The sequence below is a fragment of the Streptomyces sp. NBC_01092 genome (assembly GCF_045039535.1).
GTDB lineage: Bacteria > Actinomycetota > Actinomycetes > Streptomycetales > Streptomycetaceae > Streptomyces.
The window spans coordinates 6369052-6389067 of record NZ_CP108659.1; the positions used below are offsets into that span (position 1 = coordinate 6369052).

General features: G+C 68.5%; 17 protein-coding genes. 13 read left to right on the forward strand and 4 right to left on the reverse strand.

Going from position 1 to position 20016, the window contains the following annotated elements:
* Positions 1–66: 66 nt before the first annotated feature.
* From OG254_RS29150 to pqqE, 13 genes are all read left to right on the forward strand, one after another.
* Positions 67–3966: a DNA-directed RNA polymerase subunit beta' gene (locus OG254_RS29150; protein ID WP_405587370.1), complete on the forward strand. Its 3900-nt coding sequence runs from the start codon at positions 67–69 to the stop codon at positions 3964–3966.
* A gap of 167 nt (positions 3967–4133) precedes the next feature.
* On the forward strand, positions 4134–4694 hold the full coding sequence (locus OG254_RS29155) for a DUF1707 and DUF4190 domain-containing protein (protein ID WP_405587373.1): 561 nt from the start codon (positions 4134–4136) through the stop codon (positions 4692–4694).
* Positions 4695–5012: 318 nt separating this feature from the next.
* On the forward strand, positions 5013–5384 hold the full coding sequence (rpsL, locus tag OG254_RS29160; RefSeq protein ID WP_003948652.1) for a 30S ribosomal protein S12: 372 nt from the start codon (positions 5013–5015) through the stop codon (positions 5382–5384).
* Positions 5385–5386: 2 nt separating this feature from the next.
* Positions 5387–5857, forward strand: a complete 471-nt coding sequence (rpsG, locus tag OG254_RS29165) for a 30S ribosomal protein S7 (protein ID WP_005481264.1) — start codon at positions 5387–5389, stop codon at positions 5855–5857.
* Between the two features lie 39 nt (positions 5858–5896).
* Complete coding sequence (gene fusA / locus OG254_RS29170) at positions 5897–8023, forward strand: elongation factor G (RefSeq protein WP_405587376.1); 2127 nt, start codon at positions 5897–5899, stop codon at positions 8021–8023.
* A gap of 154 nt (positions 8024–8177) precedes the next feature.
* Complete coding sequence (gene tuf, locus OG254_RS29175; RefSeq protein WP_147995149.1) at positions 8178–9371, forward strand: elongation factor Tu; 1194 nt, start codon at positions 8178–8180, stop codon at positions 9369–9371.
* Between the two features lie 166 nt (positions 9372–9537).
* Positions 9538–10638: a PQQ-dependent sugar dehydrogenase gene (locus tag OG254_RS29180; protein ID WP_405587380.1), complete on the forward strand. Its 1101-nt coding sequence runs from the start codon at positions 9538–9540 to the stop codon at positions 10636–10638.
* A 41-nt stretch (positions 10639–10679) separates the two neighbouring features.
* Positions 10680–11786, forward strand: a complete 1107-nt coding sequence (locus OG254_RS29185; RefSeq protein ID WP_405587383.1) for a PQQ-dependent sugar dehydrogenase — start codon at positions 10680–10682, stop codon at positions 11784–11786.
* A gap of 58 nt (positions 11787–11844) precedes the next feature.
* The gene (gene pqqA / locus OG254_RS29190; protein WP_147995152.1) at positions 11845–11982 is read left to right on the forward strand and encodes a pyrroloquinoline quinone precursor peptide PqqA; all 138 of its coding nucleotides are present in this window, start codon (positions 11845–11847) and stop codon (positions 11980–11982) included.
* An 8-nt stretch (positions 11983–11990) separates the two neighbouring features.
* Positions 11991–12890: a pyrroloquinoline quinone biosynthesis protein PqqB gene (gene pqqB / locus OG254_RS29195; protein ID WP_405587387.1), complete on the forward strand. Its 900-nt coding sequence runs from the start codon at positions 11991–11993 to the stop codon at positions 12888–12890.
* Positions 12887–13624: a pyrroloquinoline-quinone synthase PqqC gene (pqqC, locus tag OG254_RS29200; RefSeq protein WP_405587390.1), complete on the forward strand. Its 738-nt coding sequence runs from the start codon at positions 12887–12889 to the stop codon at positions 13622–13624. The genes pqqB and pqqC overlap by 4 nt, the downstream gene beginning before the upstream one ends.
* On the forward strand, positions 13621–13893 hold the full coding sequence (gene pqqD / locus OG254_RS29205; protein ID WP_147995155.1) for a pyrroloquinoline quinone biosynthesis peptide chaperone PqqD: 273 nt from the start codon (positions 13621–13623) through the stop codon (positions 13891–13893). Before pqqC ends, pqqD begins: the two co-directional genes overlap by 4 nt.
* Positions 13890–15026, forward strand: a complete 1137-nt coding sequence (gene pqqE / locus OG254_RS29210; RefSeq protein WP_405587394.1) for a pyrroloquinoline quinone biosynthesis protein PqqE — start codon at positions 13890–13892, stop codon at positions 15024–15026. Before pqqD ends, pqqE begins: the two co-directional genes overlap by 4 nt.
* Here the strand turns inward: pqqE and OG254_RS29215 are convergent, their stop codons facing one another.
* The 4 genes from OG254_RS29215 to OG254_RS29230 are packed head-to-tail and all read right to left on the reverse strand — an operon-like array spanning position 15027 to position 19527.
* Complete coding sequence (locus tag OG254_RS29215) at positions 15027–15866, reverse strand: WecB/TagA/CpsF family glycosyltransferase (RefSeq protein ID WP_405587397.1); 840 nt, start codon at positions 15864–15866, stop codon at positions 15027–15029. It lies immediately after the preceding gene.
* Complete coding sequence (locus OG254_RS29220; RefSeq protein WP_405587400.1) at positions 15848–16921, reverse strand: NAD-dependent epimerase/dehydratase family protein; 1074 nt, start codon at positions 16919–16921, stop codon at positions 15848–15850. Before OG254_RS29220 ends, OG254_RS29215 begins: the two co-directional genes overlap by 19 nt.
* Entirely contained in the window at positions 16918–18324 is a 1407-nt protein-coding gene (locus tag OG254_RS29225) for an O-antigen ligase family protein (protein WP_405587403.1), read from the reverse strand. Before OG254_RS29225 ends, OG254_RS29220 begins: the two co-directional genes overlap by 4 nt.
* Positions 18325–18363: 39 nt before the next feature.
* Positions 18364–19527 carry a glycosyltransferase family 4 protein gene (locus OG254_RS29230; RefSeq protein ID WP_405587406.1) on the reverse strand — a complete coding sequence of 388 codons (1164 nt, stop codon included), beginning with the start codon at positions 19525–19527 and terminating at the stop codon, positions 18364–18366.
* Positions 19528–20016 lie beyond the last annotated feature (489 nt).

The window sequence follows — 20016 nt, forward strand, 5'->3', positions numbered from 1 at the left end:
CCCCGCCGACCCCCAGGCCCCCGTATCAGACCAAAGACTTACAACCCTGAGAGGGATTGACGCATAGTGCTCGACGTCAACTTCTTCGATGAGCTCCGGATCGGTCTGGCCACCGCTGACGACATCCGTCAGTGGAGCCACGGCGAGGTCAAGAAGCCCGAGACCATCAACTACCGCACCCTCAAGCCCGAAAAGGACGGACTCTTCTGCGAGAAGATCTTCGGTCCGACCCGGGACTGGGAGTGCTACTGCGGCAAGTACAAGCGTGTCCGGTTCAAGGGCATCATCTGTGAGCGCTGTGGCGTCGAGGTGACTCGCGCCAAGGTGCGCCGTGAGCGGATGGGCCACATCGAGCTGGCCGCGCCCGTCACGCACATCTGGTACTTCAAGGGTGTTCCTTCGCGCCTCGGCTACCTGCTGGACCTGGCGCCGAAGGACCTCGAGAAGGTCATCTACTTCGCGGCGTACATGATCACGTTCGTCGACGAGGAGCGCCGTACCCGCGACCTGCCCTCCCTGGAGGCGCACGTCTCCGTGGAGCGTCAGCAGGTCGAGAACCGCCGGGACGCCGACCTGGAGGCCCGCGCCAAGAAGCTCGAGACGGACCTCGCCGAGCTTGAGGCCGAGGGTGCCAAGGCCGACGTGCGCCGCAAGGTGCGCGAGGGTGCCGAGCGCGAGATGAAGCAGCTGCGTGACCGTGCGCAGCGCGAGATCGACCGCCTCGACGAGGTGTGGACCCGCTTCAAGAACCTCAAGGTCCAGGACCTCGAGGGCGACGAGCTGCTCTACCGCGAGCTGCGGGACCGCTTCGGCACCTACTTCGACGGTTCGATGGGTGCCGCGGCGCTGCAGAAGCGCCTGGAGTCCTTCGACCTCGACGAAGAGGCCGAGCGCCTCCGCGAGATCATCCGTACCGGCAAGGGCCAGAAGAAGACCCGTGCGCTGAAGCGGCTGAAGGTCGTGTCTGCCTTCCTGCAGACCTCCAACAGCCCCAAGGGCATGGTCCTCGACTGCGTCCCGGTCATCCCGCCGGACCTTCGCCCGATGGTGCAGCTGGACGGTGGCCGCTTCGCGACCTCCGACCTGAACGACCTGTACCGCCGTGTGATCAACCGCAACAACCGTCTGAAGAGGCTGCTTGACCTCGGCGCTCCCGAGATCATCGTCAACAACGAGAAGCGCATGCTTCAGGAGGCTGTTGACGCCCTCTTCGACAACGGTCGTCGTGGTCGCCCGGTCACCGGTCCCGGTAACCGTCCGCTGAAGTCCCTCAGCGACATGCTGAAGGGTAAGCAGGGTCGATTCCGTCAGAACCTGCTCGGCAAGCGTGTGGACTACTCCGCGCGTTCCGTGATCGTCGTCGGTCCGCAGCTGAAGCTGCACCAGTGCGGTCTGCCCAAGGCGATGGCGCTGGAGCTCTTCAAGCCGTTCGTGATGAAGCGCCTGGTCGACCTGAACCACGCGCAGAACATCAAGAGCGCCAAGCGCATGGTGGAGCGCGGCCGCACGGTCGTGTACGACGTCCTCGAAGAGGTCATCGCCGAGCACCCGGTTCTGCTGAACCGTGCGCCCACCCTGCACCGCCTCGGCATCCAGGCCTTCGAGCCGCAGCTGGTCGAGGGCAAGGCCATCCAGATCCACCCGCTCGTCTGCACCGCGTTCAACGCGGACTTCGACGGTGACCAGATGGCCGTGCACCTGCCGCTGTCCGCGGAGGCGCAGGCCGAGGCCCGCATCCTGATGCTGTCCTCGAACAACATCCTCAAGCCCGCCGACGGCCGTCCGGTGACGATGCCGACCCAGGACATGGTCCTCGGTCTGTTCTTCCTGACGACCGACAGCGAGATGCGGAACGTGAAGGGCGAGGACCGCTCCTTCGCGTCCGTGGCCGAGGCGATCATGGCCTTCGACGCGGGCGAGCTCTCGCTCCAGTCGAAGATCGACATCCGCTTCCCGGTCGGCACCATCCCGCCCCGCGGCTGGATGCCGCCGGCGCAGGAAGAGGGCGAGCCGGAGTGGCAGCAGGGTGACTCGTTCCGTCTGCGGACGACTCTGGGCCGCGCGCTCTTCAACGAGCTGCTGCCCGAGGACTACCCGTTCGTCGACTACGAGGTCGGCAAGAAGCAGCTCTCCGAGATCGTCAACGACCTCGCCGAGCGCTACCCGAAGGTCATCGTGGCGGCGACGCTCGACAACCTGAAGGCGTCCGGCTTCTACTGGGCCACCCGTTCCGGCGTCACCGTCGCCATCTCCGACGTCGTCGTTCCCGACGCGAAGAAGGAGATCGTCAAGGGCTACGAGGCGCAGGACGAGAAGGTCCAGAAGCAGTACGAGCGCGGTCTGATCACCAAGGACGAGCGCACCCAGGAACTCATCGCGATCTGGACCAAGGCGACCAACGAGGTTGCCGAGGCCATGAACGAGAACTTCCCGAAGACCAACCCGATCTTCATGATGGTGAACTCGGGTGCACGAGGCAACATGATGCAGATGCGTCAGATTGCCGGTATGCGTGGTCTGGTGTCGAACGCGAAGAACGAGACGATCCCGCGTCCGATCAAGGCCTCGTTCCGTGAGGGTCTGTCCGTGCTGGAGTACTTCATCTCCACGCACGGTGCCCGTAAGGGTCTGGCGGACACCGCCCTGCGTACCGCCGACTCGGGTTACCTCACCCGTCGTCTGGTCGACGTCTCCCAGGACGTCATCATCCGCGAGGAGGACTGCGGCACCGACCGTGGCCTCAAGCTGGCCATCGCCGAGCGTGGCGCCGACGGCGTCCTGCGCAAGGCGGACAATGCCGAGACGTCCGTGTACGCACGCTGCCTCGCCGAGGACATCGTCGTGGACGGCAAGGTGCTCGCCCCGGCGGGCGTCGACCTCGGTGACGTGCTCATCGACCAGCTGGTCGCGGCCGGCATCGAGACGGTCAAGACCCGCTCGGTCCTGACCTGCGAGTCTGCCGTCGGCACCTGCGCGATGTGCTACGGCCGTTCGCTGGCCACCGGCAAGCTGGTCGACATCGGTGAGGCGGTCGGCATCATCGCCGCCCAGTCCATCGGTGAGCCCGGTACCCAGCTGACGATGCGTACCTTCCACACCGGTGGTGTGGCCGGTGACGACATCACCCAGGGTCTGCCGCGTGTCGTCGAGCTCTTCGAGGCCCGTACCCCGAAGGGTGTCGCCCCGATCTCCGAGGCCACCGGCCGCGTCCGGATCGAGGAGACCGAGAAGACCAAGAAGCTCGTCGTCACCCCGGACGACGGCAGCGACGAGACGGCGTTCCCGATCTCGAAGCGTGCCCGACTCCTGGTCAGCGAGGGCGAGCACGTCGAGGTGGGCCAGAAGCTCACCGTGGGTGCCACCAACCCGCACGACGTGCTGCGCATCCTGGGTCAGCGTGCCGTCCAGGTCCACCTGGTCGGCGAGGTCCAGAAGGTCTACAACTCGCAGGGTGTGTCGATCCACGACAAGCACATCGAGATCATCATCCGGCAGATGCTGCGCCGTGTGACGATCATCGAGTCCGGCGACGCCGAGCTGCTGCCCGGCGAGCTGGTCGAGCGCTCGAAGTTCGAGACCGAGAACCGTCGTGTGGTCCAGGAGGGCGGTCACCCGGCCTCCGGTCGTCCGCAGCTGATGGGTATCACCAAGGCCTCGCTGGCGACGGAATCCTGGCTGTCGGCCGCCTCCTTCCAGGAGACGACCCGAGTCCTGACGGATGCGGCGATCAACGCCAAGTCCGACAGCCTCATCGGCCTCAAGGAGAACGTCATCATCGGTAAGCTCATCCCGGCCGGTACGGGTCTGTCCCGCTACCGCAACATCCGGGTCGAGCCGACCGAGGAGGCCAAGGCCGCGATGTACTCGGCCGTCGGCTACGACGACATCGACTACTCGCCGTTCGGCACCGGCTCCGGCCAGGCCGTTCCGCTGGAGGACTACGACTACGGTCCGTACAACCAGTAAGCGAGCAGCCTGACTCAGGCACAGTCGAGGGCGGTCACCTTTCGAGGTGGCCGCCCTTCGGCGTTCCCCGGTGCCGTCTCCGGGTTTTCTCCGGGTGGACCCCGATGCCCGCAATGCCGGTTCGGCGCATCATGGAAGGACTCCGACCAGTACGGGGGAGGTGTTCCATGACGCATCCGTCGTGGCAGCCGTGGCAGCCATGGCAGGGGAGCAGCGCGCCACAGCCCTGGTCCGCGCCCAGCGCCCCGTCGATGCTCGCCTCGCACGCCGACCGTGAGCGGGCCGTGGATGTGCTCCGGGCCGGGTACGGGGAAGGACGGCTGGAGCAGCCCGAGTTCGAGAAGCGGGTCACGCGGGCCTATACGGCCCGTACGGTGGGGGAGCTGGCCCTGCTCGTCTCCGACCTGCCGCAGGGCCCCATGCCGCAGCCGGCGCCCGTCACGCCCGTACCTGGGACGTTCCTGGCGTCGCCGCGGCCGCAGACCAACAGCAAGGCCGTCGGGGCGGCGGTGTGCGGGGTGCTCTGTCTCGTGAGCTTCGGGCTGACCGGCATTCCGGCCGTGGTCCTGGGGCACGCGGCGCGTACCGAGATACGCCGCACCGGGCAGGGCGGTGACGCGCTGGCGCTGACCGGGCTCGTGCTCGGGTGGCTGTCGACCGCGGGCTGGGTGGTGCTGCTGACGCTGCTGATGGTGGCCGCCGCCTTGTCCGAATCGGGGGCCGGCTGAGGGACTCTGGCATGCCCGGATCGGCGATTCGAAGATCAAACCCGCCGTGCGGTCTTGACATCGGCCGTATGGCGATGCGGGCGGGGCCCATTTGTTTTGACCGCAGCGTATGAGGTAGGTACGCTCAGACCTTGTGCCTGGGGTGTGCCCTGGCTCTTGTGCGTGCCTTCAACCGCATAGCGAGCCGTGAGCGGCCACCGTAATCTGTGCTCTTTTCGCCTCACGGCGGAAGTTCGCTGGATTCGACACACCCGACCGCGTGGGTCGGCGACGTTCCAGGTTAGCTTCACCATTCGGCACACAGAAACCGGAGAAGTAGTGCCTACGATCCAGCAGCTGGTCCGGAAGGGCCGGCAGGACAAGGTCGAGAAGAACAAGACGCCCGCACTCGAGGGTTCGCCCCAGCGTCGCGGCGTCTGCACGCGTGTGTTCACGACCACCCCGAAGAAGCCGAACTCGGCCCTGCGTAAGGTCGCGCGTGTGCGTCTGACCAGCGGGATCGAGGTCACCGCTTACATTCCGGGTGAGGGACACAACCTGCAGGAGCACTCCATCGTGCTCGTGCGTGGTGGCCGTGTGAAGGACCTGCCCGGTGTTCGCTACAAGATCATCCGCGGCTCCCTTGACACCCAGGGTGTCAAGAACCGCAAGCAGGCCCGCAGCCGCTACGGCGCCAAGAAGGAGAAGTAGAAATGCCTCGTAAGGGCCCCGCCCCGAAGCGCCCGGTCATCATCGACCCGGTCTACGGTTCTCCTCTGGTCACGTCGCTGATCAACAAGGTGCTGCTGAACGGCAAGCGCTCCACCGCCGAGCGCATCGTGTACGGCGCCATGGAGGGCCTGCGCGAGAAGACCAGCAATGACCCGGTCATCACGCTGAAGCGCGCGCTGGAGAACATCAAGCCGACCCTCGAGGTCAAGTCCCGCCGTGTCGGTGGTGCGACGTACCAGGTTCCGATCGAGGTCAAGCCCGGTCGCGCCAACACGCTCGCGCTGCGCTGGCTGGTCGGTTACTCCCGCGCCCGTCGCGAGAAGACCATGACCGAGCGTCTCCTCAACGAGCTTCTCGACGCCTCGAACGGCCTCGGTGCGGCCGTGAAGAAGCGCGAGGACACCCACAAGATGGCCGAGTCCAACAAGGCCTTCGCGCACTACCGCTGGTAGTCGCAGACCCCATCGAGACCGAGAGAAGACTGAAGCCTTATGGCTACCACTTCACTTGACCTGGCCAAGGTCCGCAACATCGGGATCATGGCCCACATCGACGCGGGCAAGACGACCACCACCGAGCGGATCCTCTTCTACACCGGCGTCAGCTACAAGATCGGTGAGGTCCACGACGGCGCTGCCACCATGGACTGGATGGAGCAGGAGCAGGAGCGTGGCATCACGATCACGTCTGCTGCGACCACCTGTCACTGGCCGCTCGAGGACAACGACTACACCATCAACATCATCGACACCCCTGGGCACGTCGACTTCACCGTTGAGGTGGAGCGCTCCCTGCGTGTGCTCGACGGTGCCGTGACGGTGTTCGACGGTGTCGCCGGTGTCGAGCCGCAGTCCGAGACGGTGTGGCGTCAGGCCGACCGTTACGGCGTGCCGCGCATCTGCTTCGTGAACAAGCTGGACCGCACCGGTGCCGAGTTCCACCGCTGCGTCGACATGATCTCGGACCGCCTTGGTGCGCAGCCGCTGGTCATGCAGCTGCCGATCGGCGCCGAGATGGACTTCAAGGGCGTTGTGGACCTGGTCCGCATGAAGGCGCTCGTGTGGTCCGCCGAGGCCGCCAAGGGCGAGATGTACGACGTCGTCGACATCCCGGCCACGCACACCGAGGCTGCCGAGGAGTACCGCGGCAAGCTGATCGAGGGCGTCGCCGAGAACGACGAAGAGATCATGGAGCTGTACCTGGAGGGCCAGGAGCCCACCGAGGAGCAGCTGTACGCCGCGATCCGTCGCATCACCATCGCGTCCGGCAAGTCCAGCGACACCACGGTCACCCCGGTGTTCTGTGGCACCGCGTTCAAGAACAAGGGCGTCCAGCCCCTGCTCGACGCGGTCGTGCGCTACCTGCCGACCCCGCTCGACGTCGAGGCCATCGAGGGCCACGACGTGAAGGACCCCGAGCTGGTCGTCAAGCGCAAGCCGTCCGACGACGAGCCGCTGTCCGCGCTGGCGTTCAAGATCATGAGCGACCCGCACCTCGGCAAGCTCACCTTCGTCCGGGTTTACTCGGGCCGCCTGGAGTCCGGCACTGCCGTGCTGAACTCCGTCAAGGGCAAGAAGGAGCGCATCGGCAAGATCTACCGCATGCACGCGAACAAGCGTGAGGAGATCGACTCGGTGGGCGCCGGCGACATCATCGCCGTCATGGGCCTGAAGCAGACCACCACCGGTGAGACGCTGTCCGACGACAAGAACCCGGTCATCCTGGAGTCCATGGACTTCCCGGCGCCGGTCATCCAGGTCGCCATCGAGCCCAAGTCGAAGGGCGACCAGGAGAAGCTGGGCGTCGCGATCCAGCGCCTGGCCGAGGAGGACCCGTCCTTCCAGGTCCACTCGGACGAGGAGACCGGCCAGACCATCATCGGTGGTATGGGCGAGCTGCACCTTGAGGTGCTGGTCGACCGTATGCGCCGTGAGTTCAAGGTCGAGGCCAACGTCGGCAAGCCGCAGGTCGCCTACCGCGAGACGATCCGCAAGGCCGTCGAGCGCGTCGACTACACGCACAAGAAGCAGACTGGTGGTACCGGCCAGTTCGCCAAGGTGCAGATCGCGATCGAGCCGATCGAGGGCGGCGACGCCTCGTACGAGTTCGTGAACAAGGTGACCGGTGGTCGTATCCCGAAGGAGTACATCCCTTCGGTCGACGCCGGTGCGCAGGAGGCCATGCAGTTCGGCATCCTCGCCGGTTACGAGATGACCGGCGTGCGCGTCACCCTGATCGACGGTGGCTACCACGAGGTCGACTCCTCGGAGCTCGCCTTCAAGATCGCCGGTTCGCAGGCCTTCAAGGAGGCCGCGCGCAAGGCCAGCCCCGTGCTCCTCGAGCCGATGATGGCCGTCGAGGTCACCACGCCCGAGGACTACATGGGTGAGGTCATCGGCGACATCAACTCCCGCCGTGGCCAGATCCAGGCCATGGAGGAGCGGGCGGGTGCCCGCGTCGTGAAGGGCCTCGTGCCCCTCTCGGAGATGTTCGGTTACGTCGGCGACCTGCGCAGCAAGACGTCCGGCCGGGCCAGCTACTCCATGCAGTTCGACTCCTACGCCGAGGTTCCGCGGAACGTCGCCGAGGAGATCATCGCGAAGGCCAAGGGCGAGTAACGCTCCGCGTTCACACGCTTTAGGCTTGACTCCGGAGCCTTCAGGGGCAAACACCCGCAAACACGGATGTTTGCCCCGAGGCCCGGGCTTTCCAGCAAAGATCACCTGGCGCCGATGAAGCAAGGCGTTCAGAACCACTCCACAGGAGGACCCCGTGGCGAAGGCGAAGTTCGAGCGGACTAAGCCCCACGTCAACATCGGCACCATCGGTCACATCGACCACGGTAAGACGACCCTTACGGCCGCCATTACCAAGGTGCTGCACGACGCGTACCCGGACCTGAACGAGGCCTCGGCCTTCGACCAGATCGACAAGGCTCCTGAGGAGCGCCAGCGCGGTATCACCATCTCCATCGCGCACGTCGAGTACCAGACCGAGACGCGTCACTACGCCCACGTCGACTGCCCCGGTCACGCGGACTACATCAAGAACATGATCACGGGTGCGGCGCAGATGGACGGCGCCATCCTCGTGGTTGCCGCCACCGACGGCCCGATGCCGCAGACCAAGGAGCACGTGCTCCTGGCCCGCCAGGTCGGCGTTCCCTACATCGTTGTCGCGCTGAACAAGGCCGACATGGTGGACGACGAGGAGATCCTGGAGCTCGTCGAGCTCGAGGTTCGTGAGCTCCTCTCCGAGTACGAGTTCCCGGGCGACGACCTGCCGGTCGTCAAGGTCTCGGCGCTCAAGGCTCTTGAGGGCGACGCCGAGTGGGGCAAGACCGTCCTCGACCTGATGAAGGCCGTCGACGAGAACATCCCGCAGCCCGAGCGTGACGTCGACAAGCCGTTCCTGATGCCGATCGAGGACGTCTTCACGATCACCGGTCGTGGCACGGTCGTCACCGGTCGTATCGAGCGTGGTGTCCTCAAGGTCAACGAGACCGTCGACATCGTCGGTATCAAGACCGAGAAGACCACCACCACGGTCACCGGCATCGAGATGTTCCGCAAGCTGCTCGACGAGGGCCAGGCCGGTGAGAACGTCGGTCTGCTGCTCCGTGGCATCAAGCGCGAGGACGTCGAGCGCGGCCAGGTCATCATCAAGCCCGGCTCGGTCACCCCGCACACCTCGTTCGAGGCGCAGGCGTACATCCTGTCCAAGGACGAGGGCGGCCGTCACACGCCGTTCTTCAACAACTACCGTCCGCAGTTCTACTTCCGTACGACGGACGTGACCGGCGTCGTGACCCTCCCCGAGGGCACCGAGATGGTCATGCCGGGCGACAACACTGAGATGACCGTTGAGCTCATCCAGCCCGTCGCCATGGAAGAGGGCCTGAAGTTCGCCATCCGTGAGGGTGGCCGGACGGTCGGCGCCGGCCAGGTCACCAAGATCAACAAGTAAGCTTGTTGACTTGACCTGGTAGCTCCAGCGCGAGCACCTGAGAGGGCCCGTACGACTTCGGTCGTACGGGCCCTTTCGCTGTTTTCTCACCCTCGTGGCTCCCCCCGAGTGGCATGCCGATCACGCCTCGAAAAGAGTGCTGTGAGGAATCAAGAAAGGTGTCGGCATGGCACATTCAGGGCACTGGGTGCGTTATTCGTCCCGGTTCTGCATAACCTCGCTCACCGCTGCGGCCGCCCTGCTGGCCGGTGCGGTGCCGTCCACCACCGCCGTGGCCACGGATCTCGCCCCGCAAGCCGCCGTCGACGTAACGAAGTTGTCCACGGGCTGGTCGAATCCGTGGGCCATCTCCTTCCTGCCGGACGGGCGCTCGGCGCTGGTGACGGAGAACGAGAGCGCCCGTGTCTACCGCCTGCGCGACAACGGCAGCAGGACCCTGATCGGCAAGGTGCCGAAGGTGGCTGTCTTCCGGCCCGGTGACGCCGCCAAGGGCGGGCTCCTGGGAGTCGCACCGTCCCCGACCTGGGACGGCCGCAGGGACAGGCAGGTGTTCTTCATGCACACCACGGCGACCGAGAGCCGGGTGGTGCGGATGAACTACGACGGCAAGTCGCTGAGCGGCTACACCGTGATCCTCGGCGGGCTCAAGCGGGGTTCCAACCACCACGGCGGCAAGATCGCCTTCGGCCCCGACAAGTACCTCTACGTCGCGACCGGCGAGGCCACGCACGCGAGGCTCGCGCAGGACAAGAACTCGGTCAACGGCAAGATCCTGCGGATCACGAAGAGCGGGAAGCCGGCTCCCGGCAACCCGTTCGGCAACCACGTCCACAGCTACGGCCACCGCAATCCGCAGGGCCTGGCGTGGGACCGCAAGGGCCGGCTGTGGTCGGCGGAAATAGGGCAGGAAGCGAAGGACGAGCTCAACCTGATCAAGCGGGGCGCCAACTACGGCTGGCCCACCTGCGAGGGCCACTGCTCCGTCAAGGGCATGACCAATCCGAAGGTCACCTGGGATCACACCACGGCCCCCGCCCAGGTCGCTGTTGTGGGCGACCACCTGTATGTGTCGTCGCTGCGCGGCTGGAAGCTCTGGCGCGTCCCGATCGCCTCGGCTCTCGCGGGCAAGGGCGACAGCGCGAAGACCAAGGTCTTCTCCGGGTACGCACTGCGTGCCCTCGCGAAGGTCCCCGGCCGCAGCGAGCTGTGGATGGGCACGTCGAGGCACGCGGAGGGCGACCGGATCCTCCGCGTCGTCGTCAAGTAGCGCTGCCCACCGTCAATTCGAGTACGACGAAGGACGTCCACATGACCGACATACGCCGCTCGATGCAGCATTCATCCAGGTTCGGGATAGCTTCGCTCGCCACCGCGGTCGCGCTGCTGGCGACCGGCCTGGCCCAGCCGGTGACTGCCGCCCCCACCACCGCCGACGGCGGCGCCCCGGCCGGCGCCAAGACGCTGTCGAAGGGGTGGCACACCCCCTGGGGCATCTCGTTCCTGCCGAACGGCCGGACCGCCCTGGTGACCGAGCGGCTGTCCTACCAGGTCTACCGACTCGACCGGGCCGGCCACAAGAAGTGGGTCGGCGAGGTGCCGTACACGGTTCCGGAGCCGTACGACGAGGGCGCCGGCGGGCTGCTCGGGGTCGCTCCGTCGCCGACCTGGGACGGCAAGAAGGACAAGCAGGTGTTCTTCATGCACACCACGAAGAACGAGACCCGCGTCGTCAGGATGGACTACGACGGCTCCTCGCTGCGCAACTACAAGCCGATCCTCACCGGCATCCGGCGGGGCGGCGACCACAACGGCGGCCGGATCGCGTTCGGCCCCGACAAGTACCTCTACGTCACCACCGGCGAGGCACTCCAGCCGAAGCTCGCGCAGAACAAGAACTCGATCAACGGCAAGATCCTGCGGATCACCAAGAGCGGGAAGCCGGCCCCCGGCAACCCGTTCGGCAACCACGTCTACAGCTACGGCCACCGCAATCCGCAGGGCCTGGCCTGGGATCGCAAGGGCCGGCTGTGGTCGGTGGAGATCGGCCGGCAGACCCACGACGAGCTCAACCTGATCAAGCGGGGCGCCAACTACGGCTGGCCCAGCTGCGAGGGCTCCTGCTCCGTCAAGGGCATGACCGGCCCGAAGGCCACCTTCAGCCCCGTCAAGGGCGTGCCGGCCCAGCTCGCCGTCGTACGCAACGTCCTGTACGTGTCGGCGCTGCGCGGGCAGCGGCTGTGGCGCGTCCCGATCGACGGCAACAGCGAACGCCTCGGCACGAAGAGCGCCTTCTACCCCGGAACGTACGGCCGGCTGCGCGCCATCGCCAAGGTGCCCGGCGCGAACGAACTGTGGGTCGGCACCAGCGACCTGGGATACGGCAACGACAAGATCCTCCGCGTCCCGATCAAGTGACCCGGCCCCTTCCCCGAGTAACCCGTCAAGTAACCCCACCAGAAGGGACGTACGACCGATGCACGAGACCAAGGAACCGCTGAAGCCGGTCGAGCAGACCCCCGCGACGACGGACGACACCACCTGGCAGGCCCCCGCCTTCGAGGTCGTCGACACCGCGCTGGAAGTCACCGCCTACTCGCTCAGCACCCGCTAGCCGCTGCCATGCTGCTGCTGGTACTCGGCACCGCCGCCGGCGGCGGCATCCCCCAGTGGAACTGCGCGTGCCCCGGCTGCTCCGGGGCACGCGCCCACCCGCACCGACGCCGCCGGCACGCCTCGCTCGCCGTACGCACCGGTGAGGGCCGCTGGTACGTCGTCAACGCGACCCCCGACATCGGCGACCAGATCGAGGTCCGGCCCGAGCTCCACCCGGGGCCCGGCCCCCGGCAGAGCCCGGTCGCCGGAGTGATCCTCACCGACGCCGAACTCGACCACACCCTGGGCATCGCCCGGCTGCGCGAGGCCGAGCGGCTCCAGGTGCTGGCGACGGCCCCGGTCCGGCAGACGCTCCTTGACCGCCTGCGCCTCGGCGAGGTGCTGGCGCCGTACACCGACGTGACCTGGCGGGAGCTGCCCGGGCGCGGCGCCGAGCCGCTGGACGGTGCGGGACACGGCCTCCAGGTCACCGGCATCCCGGTGTCCGGCAAGCGCCCGCGCTACGCCGCCGACGCCCCGGACGACGGCGCCTGGGTCGTCGCGCTGCGCCTGTACGACCCCGCCTGTGGCGCCTCGGTCCTCTACGCCCCGGCGCTGGCCGCCTGGCCCGACCGGCTCCAGCAGGCCGCCGCCGAGGCCGACTGCGTCATCGTCGACGGCACCTTCTGGGACGACGAGGAGCCCCGCCGCACCGGCATCTCCTCCCGCACCTCCACCGGCATGGGCCATCTGCCCATCGACGGCCCGGACGGCACCGCCGAGCGGCTGGCCGGCCTCTCCGCCCGGTGCCTGTACACGCACCTCAACAACACCAACCCCCTCGTCGACCCGGCCGCGCCCCAGCACAAGCGGCTCGCCCGGCTGGGCATCGAGGTGGCCCACGACGGGATGGTGATCGAGCCATGAACACGCCAGCTGCGAACACGACCCTCGCCCCGCCCGCGCAGCCCTGGAGCACCACGGAGTTCGAGGCGCGGCTGCGCGCGGTGGGGGAGCAGCGCTACCACCACCTGCACCCCTTCAACCTCCGGATGCACAGCGGCGACCTCAGCCCGGAGGAACTGCGCCGCTGGATCGTCAACCGCTTCCACTACCAGCGGCTCATCCCCGTCAAGGACGCCCTGATCACCGCGAAACTGCCCACCTCCGACCTGCGCCGGATGTGGCTGCGCCGCATCCAGGACCACGACGGGGCGCAGACCGGCGAGGGCGGCATCGAGCGCTGGCTGCGGCTCGGTGAGGCGGCCGGCCTGGACCGCGAGATGCTGCTGCGCGCCGACTCGGTGCTGCCGGGCGTACGGCTGGCGGTCGACGGCTACGTCAACTTCTGCCGGCTGCGTCCACCCCTGGAGGCCGTCGCCGCCTCGCTGACCGAACTGTCCGCCCCGGACCTGATGCGCACCCGCATCGACGCCTTCGAGCGCCACTACCCGTGGATCGACGCCGAGGGCCTCGCCTACTTCCGCACCCGTGTCTCCCAGGGGCGGCGCGACAGCCGCGAGGCGCTCGACCTGGTGATGGGCTGGGCCCGCACCCGCGACGACCAGGAGCGTGCCGTGGCCGCGCTGCGCTTCAAGTGCGACGTGCTGTGGTCGCTGCTGGACACCGTGGACGGGGCGAGCCGCGGGGAGCAGGAGTGAACGCGCCGCCCGGCACCGACTGGCGGCCCGCCCTGGCCCCCGCCATCGTGCGGCGCCACGACCCCGTACGGGACGCGGACCTGCTGCTCCTCCCGGAGCGCGTCGGCGTCCTGACGGGCTCGGCCGGCGCGGTGGTCGGCCTGTGCGACGGCACCCGCAGGGTCGGCGACATCGTCGAGGAACTGGCCGCGCGCTTCCCCGACGCCCCGGTGGCCACCGACGTCCCCCTGTTCCTGGAACGGCTGCGCACGGAGGGCTGGCTGCGATGACCCCGACCGATCCGCCGCCGGGCCCCGCCGCCGCGGCCCCCGCCCGACCCTGGGCCCTGCTCGCCGAGCTCACCCACGCCTGCCCGCTGCACTGCGGGTACTGCTCCAACCCCCTTGAGCTGACGCGCCGTTCACGCGAACTGACCACCGCACAGTGGACGGACGTGCTGCGCCAGGCGGGCGAGCTCGGCGTCGTCCAGATGCATCTGTCGGGCGGCGAGCCGCTGCTGCGACGGGACCTGACGGAGATCGTCGCCGCGGCCGAGGCGGCCGGCATCTACACCCAGCTGGTCACCAGCGGCGTGGGCCTGAGCGAGCCGCGCCTGGCCGCACTCGCCGCCGCCGGGCTGAAGAGCGTCCAGCTGTCCGTGCAGCACGCCGACCCGCGCGCCTCCGACCGCATCGCCGGACGCCGATCCTTCGCCGAGAAGGAACGCGCCGCCGAGCTGGTGCGGGCCGCGGGCCTGCCGCTCGGCCTGAACGTCGTCCTGCACCGCGAGAACCTCGACGCCCTGGACGCCCTCGTCGAACTGGGCGTGGCCTGGGAAGTGGACCGCATCGAGCTGGCCAATGCGCAGTTCTACGGCTGGGGCCTGCTCAACCGCGCCGCGCTGCTGCCCACCCGTGAGCAGCTCGCCGGGGCGCGGGAGGCGGTGCAGCGGTGGCGCGGGCGGCTCCCGAACGGGCCCGAGCTGGTCTGGGTCGTCCCCGACTACTTCGACGGCGTCGCCAAGCCCTGCATGGGCGGCTGGGGAGCGGTCTCGCTCACCGTCACCCCGGACGGCACCGTCCTGCCCTGCCCGGCCGCCGCCTCGCTGCCGGACCTGGACCCGCCGAACGTCCGGGACCACCCGCTGGACTGGATCTGGGACCACTCCAAGGCGTTCACCCGCTACCGCGGCACCGACTGGATGCCCGACCCCTGCCGCAGCTGCTCCCGCCGCGAGGAGGACTTCGGCGGCTGCCGCTGCCAGGCTTACGCGCTGACGGGGGACGCGGGCCGTACGGATCCGGCGTGCGGGCTCTCTGCGGACCATGGGCTGATCCGGGGGCTGGCCGAGGACGCCACGGACGGGCGCGGTCGCATCACGCGGCGCGCACCGGCCCGGCCCGAGGCGGTCGGTTCGGGCTGATCACACCGGGAACTCGAGCTGCGTGTCCGTCGCGGGGGGTGGCGGGACGGCCGGCCTCAGCCGGGCCCACTGTGCCGCGAGCAGCAGCAGGTAGTGCGGGTTGAGCACGACGTACCGGCGCCACAGCCGGCGCGGTTCCAGGCACAGCCGCCACAGCCATTCGAGCCCGCGCCGGCGCATCCACAGCGGTGGTCTGCGCAGGTTTCCCGCGTGGAAGTCGAACGCGGCACCGACCGCGAGCAGCGGCATCGGCAGCAGCGGACGCATGGCGTGCGCGAAGATCTCCTGGCGTGGGCAGCCGAGCCCGACCAGGACAAGGCGTGCCCCGGACTCGGTGATCCGTGTGGCGATCTCCAGGTCCTCGCCGGGGCGGGCGGCCCGGAACCCGGACGCCTCGCGGCCGGCGATCTTCAGCGCGGGCAGGGTGTTCTCCAGGTTCAGCACGAGACTTTCCAGCGTCGACTCCGTCGAGCCGTACAGATACACCGGGAGGCCCTCGTCGGCCGCGGCGCGCAGGACGTGCAGCGTCAGGTCCGGGCCGCACACCGGGTCCTTCAACGCCGTGCCGTGGAGCAGGTTCAGCGCCCAGCGCACGGGCTGGCCGTCGGGGGTCACCAGGTCGAAGGAGTTGAGGCGGGCTCCGTGCTCCCGGTCCAGCACGCCCGTCATCACGCCGTGCACGGCCAGCGCGGTGACCGCGAACGGGCGGCGTTGCCGGGCCGCGGTGAGCACGTCGTCCGTCGCCGAGGCATAGGTGGTCGCGTCGACGAGGACGCCGAGTACGTTCCTCTTCCCCGGGCCCGGCAGCACCCCGCCCTCTTTCACCGGACCGGCGTCCATCTGTCCATGTTGGCCTCGTGGATCTCGTTCATGATCATGGGGACGTCGTACATCAATTGCCATGCGGGATAGTGCGACTCGAAACGCGCGTTGGAGCTGATCCACCAGATGTGGTCGCCGGTGCGGGGAGTCTCGACGTGCTCGACCCGCACCTCGTTCCCGGAGATCTTCTCGGCCAGTGCGATCGCTTCGAGATTGGAGGTGTTGGAATGCCGGCCGCCGCCGAGGTTGTAGACCTCCGCGCTGCGCGGGTTGCGGAAGAACGCCTCGAACGCGGTGACGACGTCGTGACTGTGGATGGCGTCCCGTACCTGTTTGCCCTTGTACCCGATGAGCTTGTACGTACGTCGCTCCATGGCGCAGCGCATCACATAGGCGAGGAACCCGTGCAGTTCCGTGGCGGAGTGGCCGGGGCCGGTGAGGGTGCCGCCGCGGAAGCACGCCGTCCGGAGTCCGAAGTAGCGGCCGTACTCCTGGACCATGATGTCCGCGGCCACCTTGGAGGCGCCGAACACCGAGTGCAGGCAGGCGTCGATCGACATGTCCTCGCGGATGCCGGCGGCGTAGTGGTGGTCCTCGGTGATCTCCCAGCGTGTCTCCCGCTCCACCAGCGGCAGGGAATTGGGGCGGTCGCCGTACACCTTGTTGGTGGAACAGTGGATCAGCGGGGCGTCGGCGCAGTGCTCGCGGACGTTCTGCAGCACATTGAGGGTGCCGCCGGCGTTGATGTCGAAGTCCAGCAGGGGGTCGCGTGCCGCCCAGTCGTGGGAGGGCTGGGCCGCGGTGTGGATGACGACGGCGATGTCCCGGCCGTATTTCCGGAACACGGCCGCCAGCGCGTCCCGGTCGCGAATGTCCACGTCGCGGTGCGTGTAGACGCTGCCGAGGTCCGCCGACAGGCGTCGCACGTTCCACGCGGTAGAGGCTTCGTGCCCGAAGAACCGTGAGCGCATGTCGTTGTCGATGCCGACGACATCGAGTCCCAGGCGCGCGAAGTGCCGTACCGCTTGGGAACCGATCAGACCGGCCGAGCCGGTCACCACCGCGACACTCATGCAATCGCCTCCTGAGGAGAGCTGACCAAGGGATCCTGTTCCGGCTCCCGCCGGACACGGGCCCGCCGCGACCGTTCGCCGGCGAGGAGAATTCCGGCCGCCCAGAAGAAGGGAGCGGCGCCGAAGGGCGATTCGAGGATGACGCCCAGCAGGGCGACGATGAGCAGGGAGACCACCAACAGCACGCACAACGACGTCAGTTCGTCGGGCGGACCTCGGCGGACGGTTCTGACGGCAATGGTCACAAGACTCGCCAGCAGGGCGACGACGACGGTGAGGCCGACGAAGCCGAGCCGGGCAAAGGTGGTGAGCAGGTAGTTGTGCGGGGAACGCACCCCCATTCCCCGGCCGATGGGGAGATCGCCGTTGGACTGTTGCAGAAAGTCCGGTCCGAATCCCACGCCGACGGCCGACCGCACGGGATCGTCGAGGGTGTACGTCAGGACCCGCTCCCAGGCGATCAGCCGTGCGCGGGTGGTGCCGTGCGCGTTCTCCACGAGCTCGGAGGACGCTGTGGCGGTCTCGTTGAGTGCCAGGAGGCGTTGGCCGGCCGGGGAGATCGGAAGCACCGCCACCGTGGCGAGGACGGCGATCGCGCCGAGCAGCACCGCACGAAGCCGGAGGCGCCCGTCACCGGCCGCCCTGAGCATGACGGCCACCAGCACACACGCACAGCACGAGAAGAGCCCGGCTCTGTTCACCTGGGCCAGGCCCGTCACCAGCGCGGCGGCCGTCACCGAGGCGTGCAGCCAGATCCGCCCCCGCCTCATCCGCAGGATCGACAGGCCCGCCAGCACACCGAGCACCGCCACGTCGAAGTCGGTCCTGATCTCGAAGACGCGGGTACTGCCCACGCTCGGCAGGGTCGCGACGAAGGCCGGTGCGAGCGTCGCCACGACCATCCATGCCAGGTGCAGCAGCAGTCCCCCGTGGAGCAGCCGGACCGTGCGCTCCCGGCCGCGGTCACCCGATCGCTGGTAGGCACCCGCGGACAGATAGGCGATGGCCACGTAGGCGAAGGGCGCCGCGTCCCGCAGGGCCACCCGCAGATCGTCCTGCACGGTGAGCAGCCGGAACCCCGTCACCAGCAGCAGCAGTCCGATGAGGACTCCCGGCCCGTGGACGCGCTCGGACCCTTTCCCGGAGAGCAACGCCGTCCAGGTGGCGGCCAGGAAGGCGGCACACAGCAGGAAGTCGCCGATGTACAGCGGTCCCACATGAATGTGCGAACCCCAGCGGCTCCCGGCGAGCAGAACGGTGACCGCGACCACTCCGGCGACCGGCCGGCGGTCCGCGGCGGGTCCTGGTTCGGCCGCCGAGGCCCCGGACGGGCGGTGGCGCACGGGCGGCATGCGCGCGGCCACGTCAGTCCTCGGATACGCCATGTCCACTCTCGCTGTCACGAATCGCCCTCGTTCGCCTGCCTGGCCACGCAGGCCCTCCTACGGGGTGGGCGCCGCGACGCGGCCACGGGCGACGTGCGTCGCCTCCTCGTACGCCTCCGAGATACGGGTGAGCCAGGCCTGCTCCGTGAAGTGGTCGGCATAGATCCGCCGGCAGTGGTCACGCAGCCGGGGGAAGCGGGTGGCCGCCTCGGCCAGGACCGGGGCGAGGGGCTCGTCCCACGTCGTGACCAGGCCGGTGCCGTGGTCCCGTACTGCCTCGGCCACCGACGAGCCCTCGAACGCCAGGACCGGCAGCCCGGCCGCCAGGGCCTCGACATGGACACAGGGCTGGACCTCGTACCAGCGACTGGGGAAGACCAGCCCGCGGTAGGAAGGCATCCGTCGGCACAGTTCCGCCCGGTCGAGTTGGCCCACGAAGCGGACGGAGGCGGGGGCCGTCGCCCGGCAGGCGGCGAGGAGTTCGCCGTCGCCGATGACGTCCAGCGGCTCGTGGGCCGGCCACTGGCGCAGCAGTTCCAGGACACCCTTCTCGGCCGAGAGGCGCGCGGCGACGAGCCAGCGGCCGTTGTCGGGGCCCGGTGTGTCGCCGGACAGCGGTGCGTCGACGAAGTTGGGGACGAGCAGCAGGCGCTCGGCGGGCACGCCGGCGCCCCGGTACGTCCGCTCGCTCAACCGGGAGTTCACCACGAGCCGGTCCGCGCGGGCCAGCAGCGGGTCGCGTGCGGGGCCGTGCCGTCCGGCCCAGGCCAGCGGCAGCGTCGCGGCCCGGGAATCGCGGTAGCAGCCGTGCCGCAGGGCCGCCCACCGGTCGCCGTCGGGGCAGCGTGTGCACACCGCGCCCGCACGGTACAGGGTCGCCGCGGCACACATCGGCCGGTAGTTGTGCAGGGTCGCCACGAGCGGGCCCGCCCATTGCCGTACCCAGGAGCGCCCGTAGTTGGGGAAGAGGTTGTGGACGTGCACGAGATCGGGGGCGTACGCACGTACCTGGGCCAGCGGGTTGCTGCCCCTGCCGGACGCCACACGTGCCGCCGCCCGCAGGGGGTAGAGCGGATCACGCGCCAGTTCGTCGGTGTGGGCGTCGAACAGTTCCACCTCGTGGCCCGCCGCCCCGAGCGCGCGCACCTGATCCCGTACGAGCGCGTTCTCCCCGCTGGGCGTCGCGGCGGTGTAGAAGCTGTGGACCACCGCGATCCTCACAGCAGCGTGCCTTCGGTCGTGGTGCCCGGGGTCCTGGGCACCACCGCATCGGTATCAGCCACGACTAGCTCCTCCGGCCGTCACGGATCAACTCGGGCATGACGGACAACCTTGCGCAACCGTTGACTCTCCGTGACGTTTGGGGAAGGTGGCCGCGGTGAGTCCACCCGCCTGGCCGAGCGAACGGGGAAGCGGTGGTCGTCACCCGGTTCGAGAGGCTGATGCTGCTCATCGGGTGATCGTTTTGTTGTGATGAGCGTCGCCGTCCGCCTCGCCGTGCATGTGTCAGAGACACTCGGTGCCGTCCGCAGCCTGCCGCGCCTCGCATGAGGCCCTGGACCTCACGGCCACCGTCGTCGGCTTCATCCCATGGACAGGCGCACGGACCCCAAGTGATCCGCTGGAGCCGGTTGGAGATGGTGGCAGTGACTGTTCGGGGAGACGTGCCCCATGTGCCGCTGCCGGGGCGCACGCGGATGCGCTCCGACG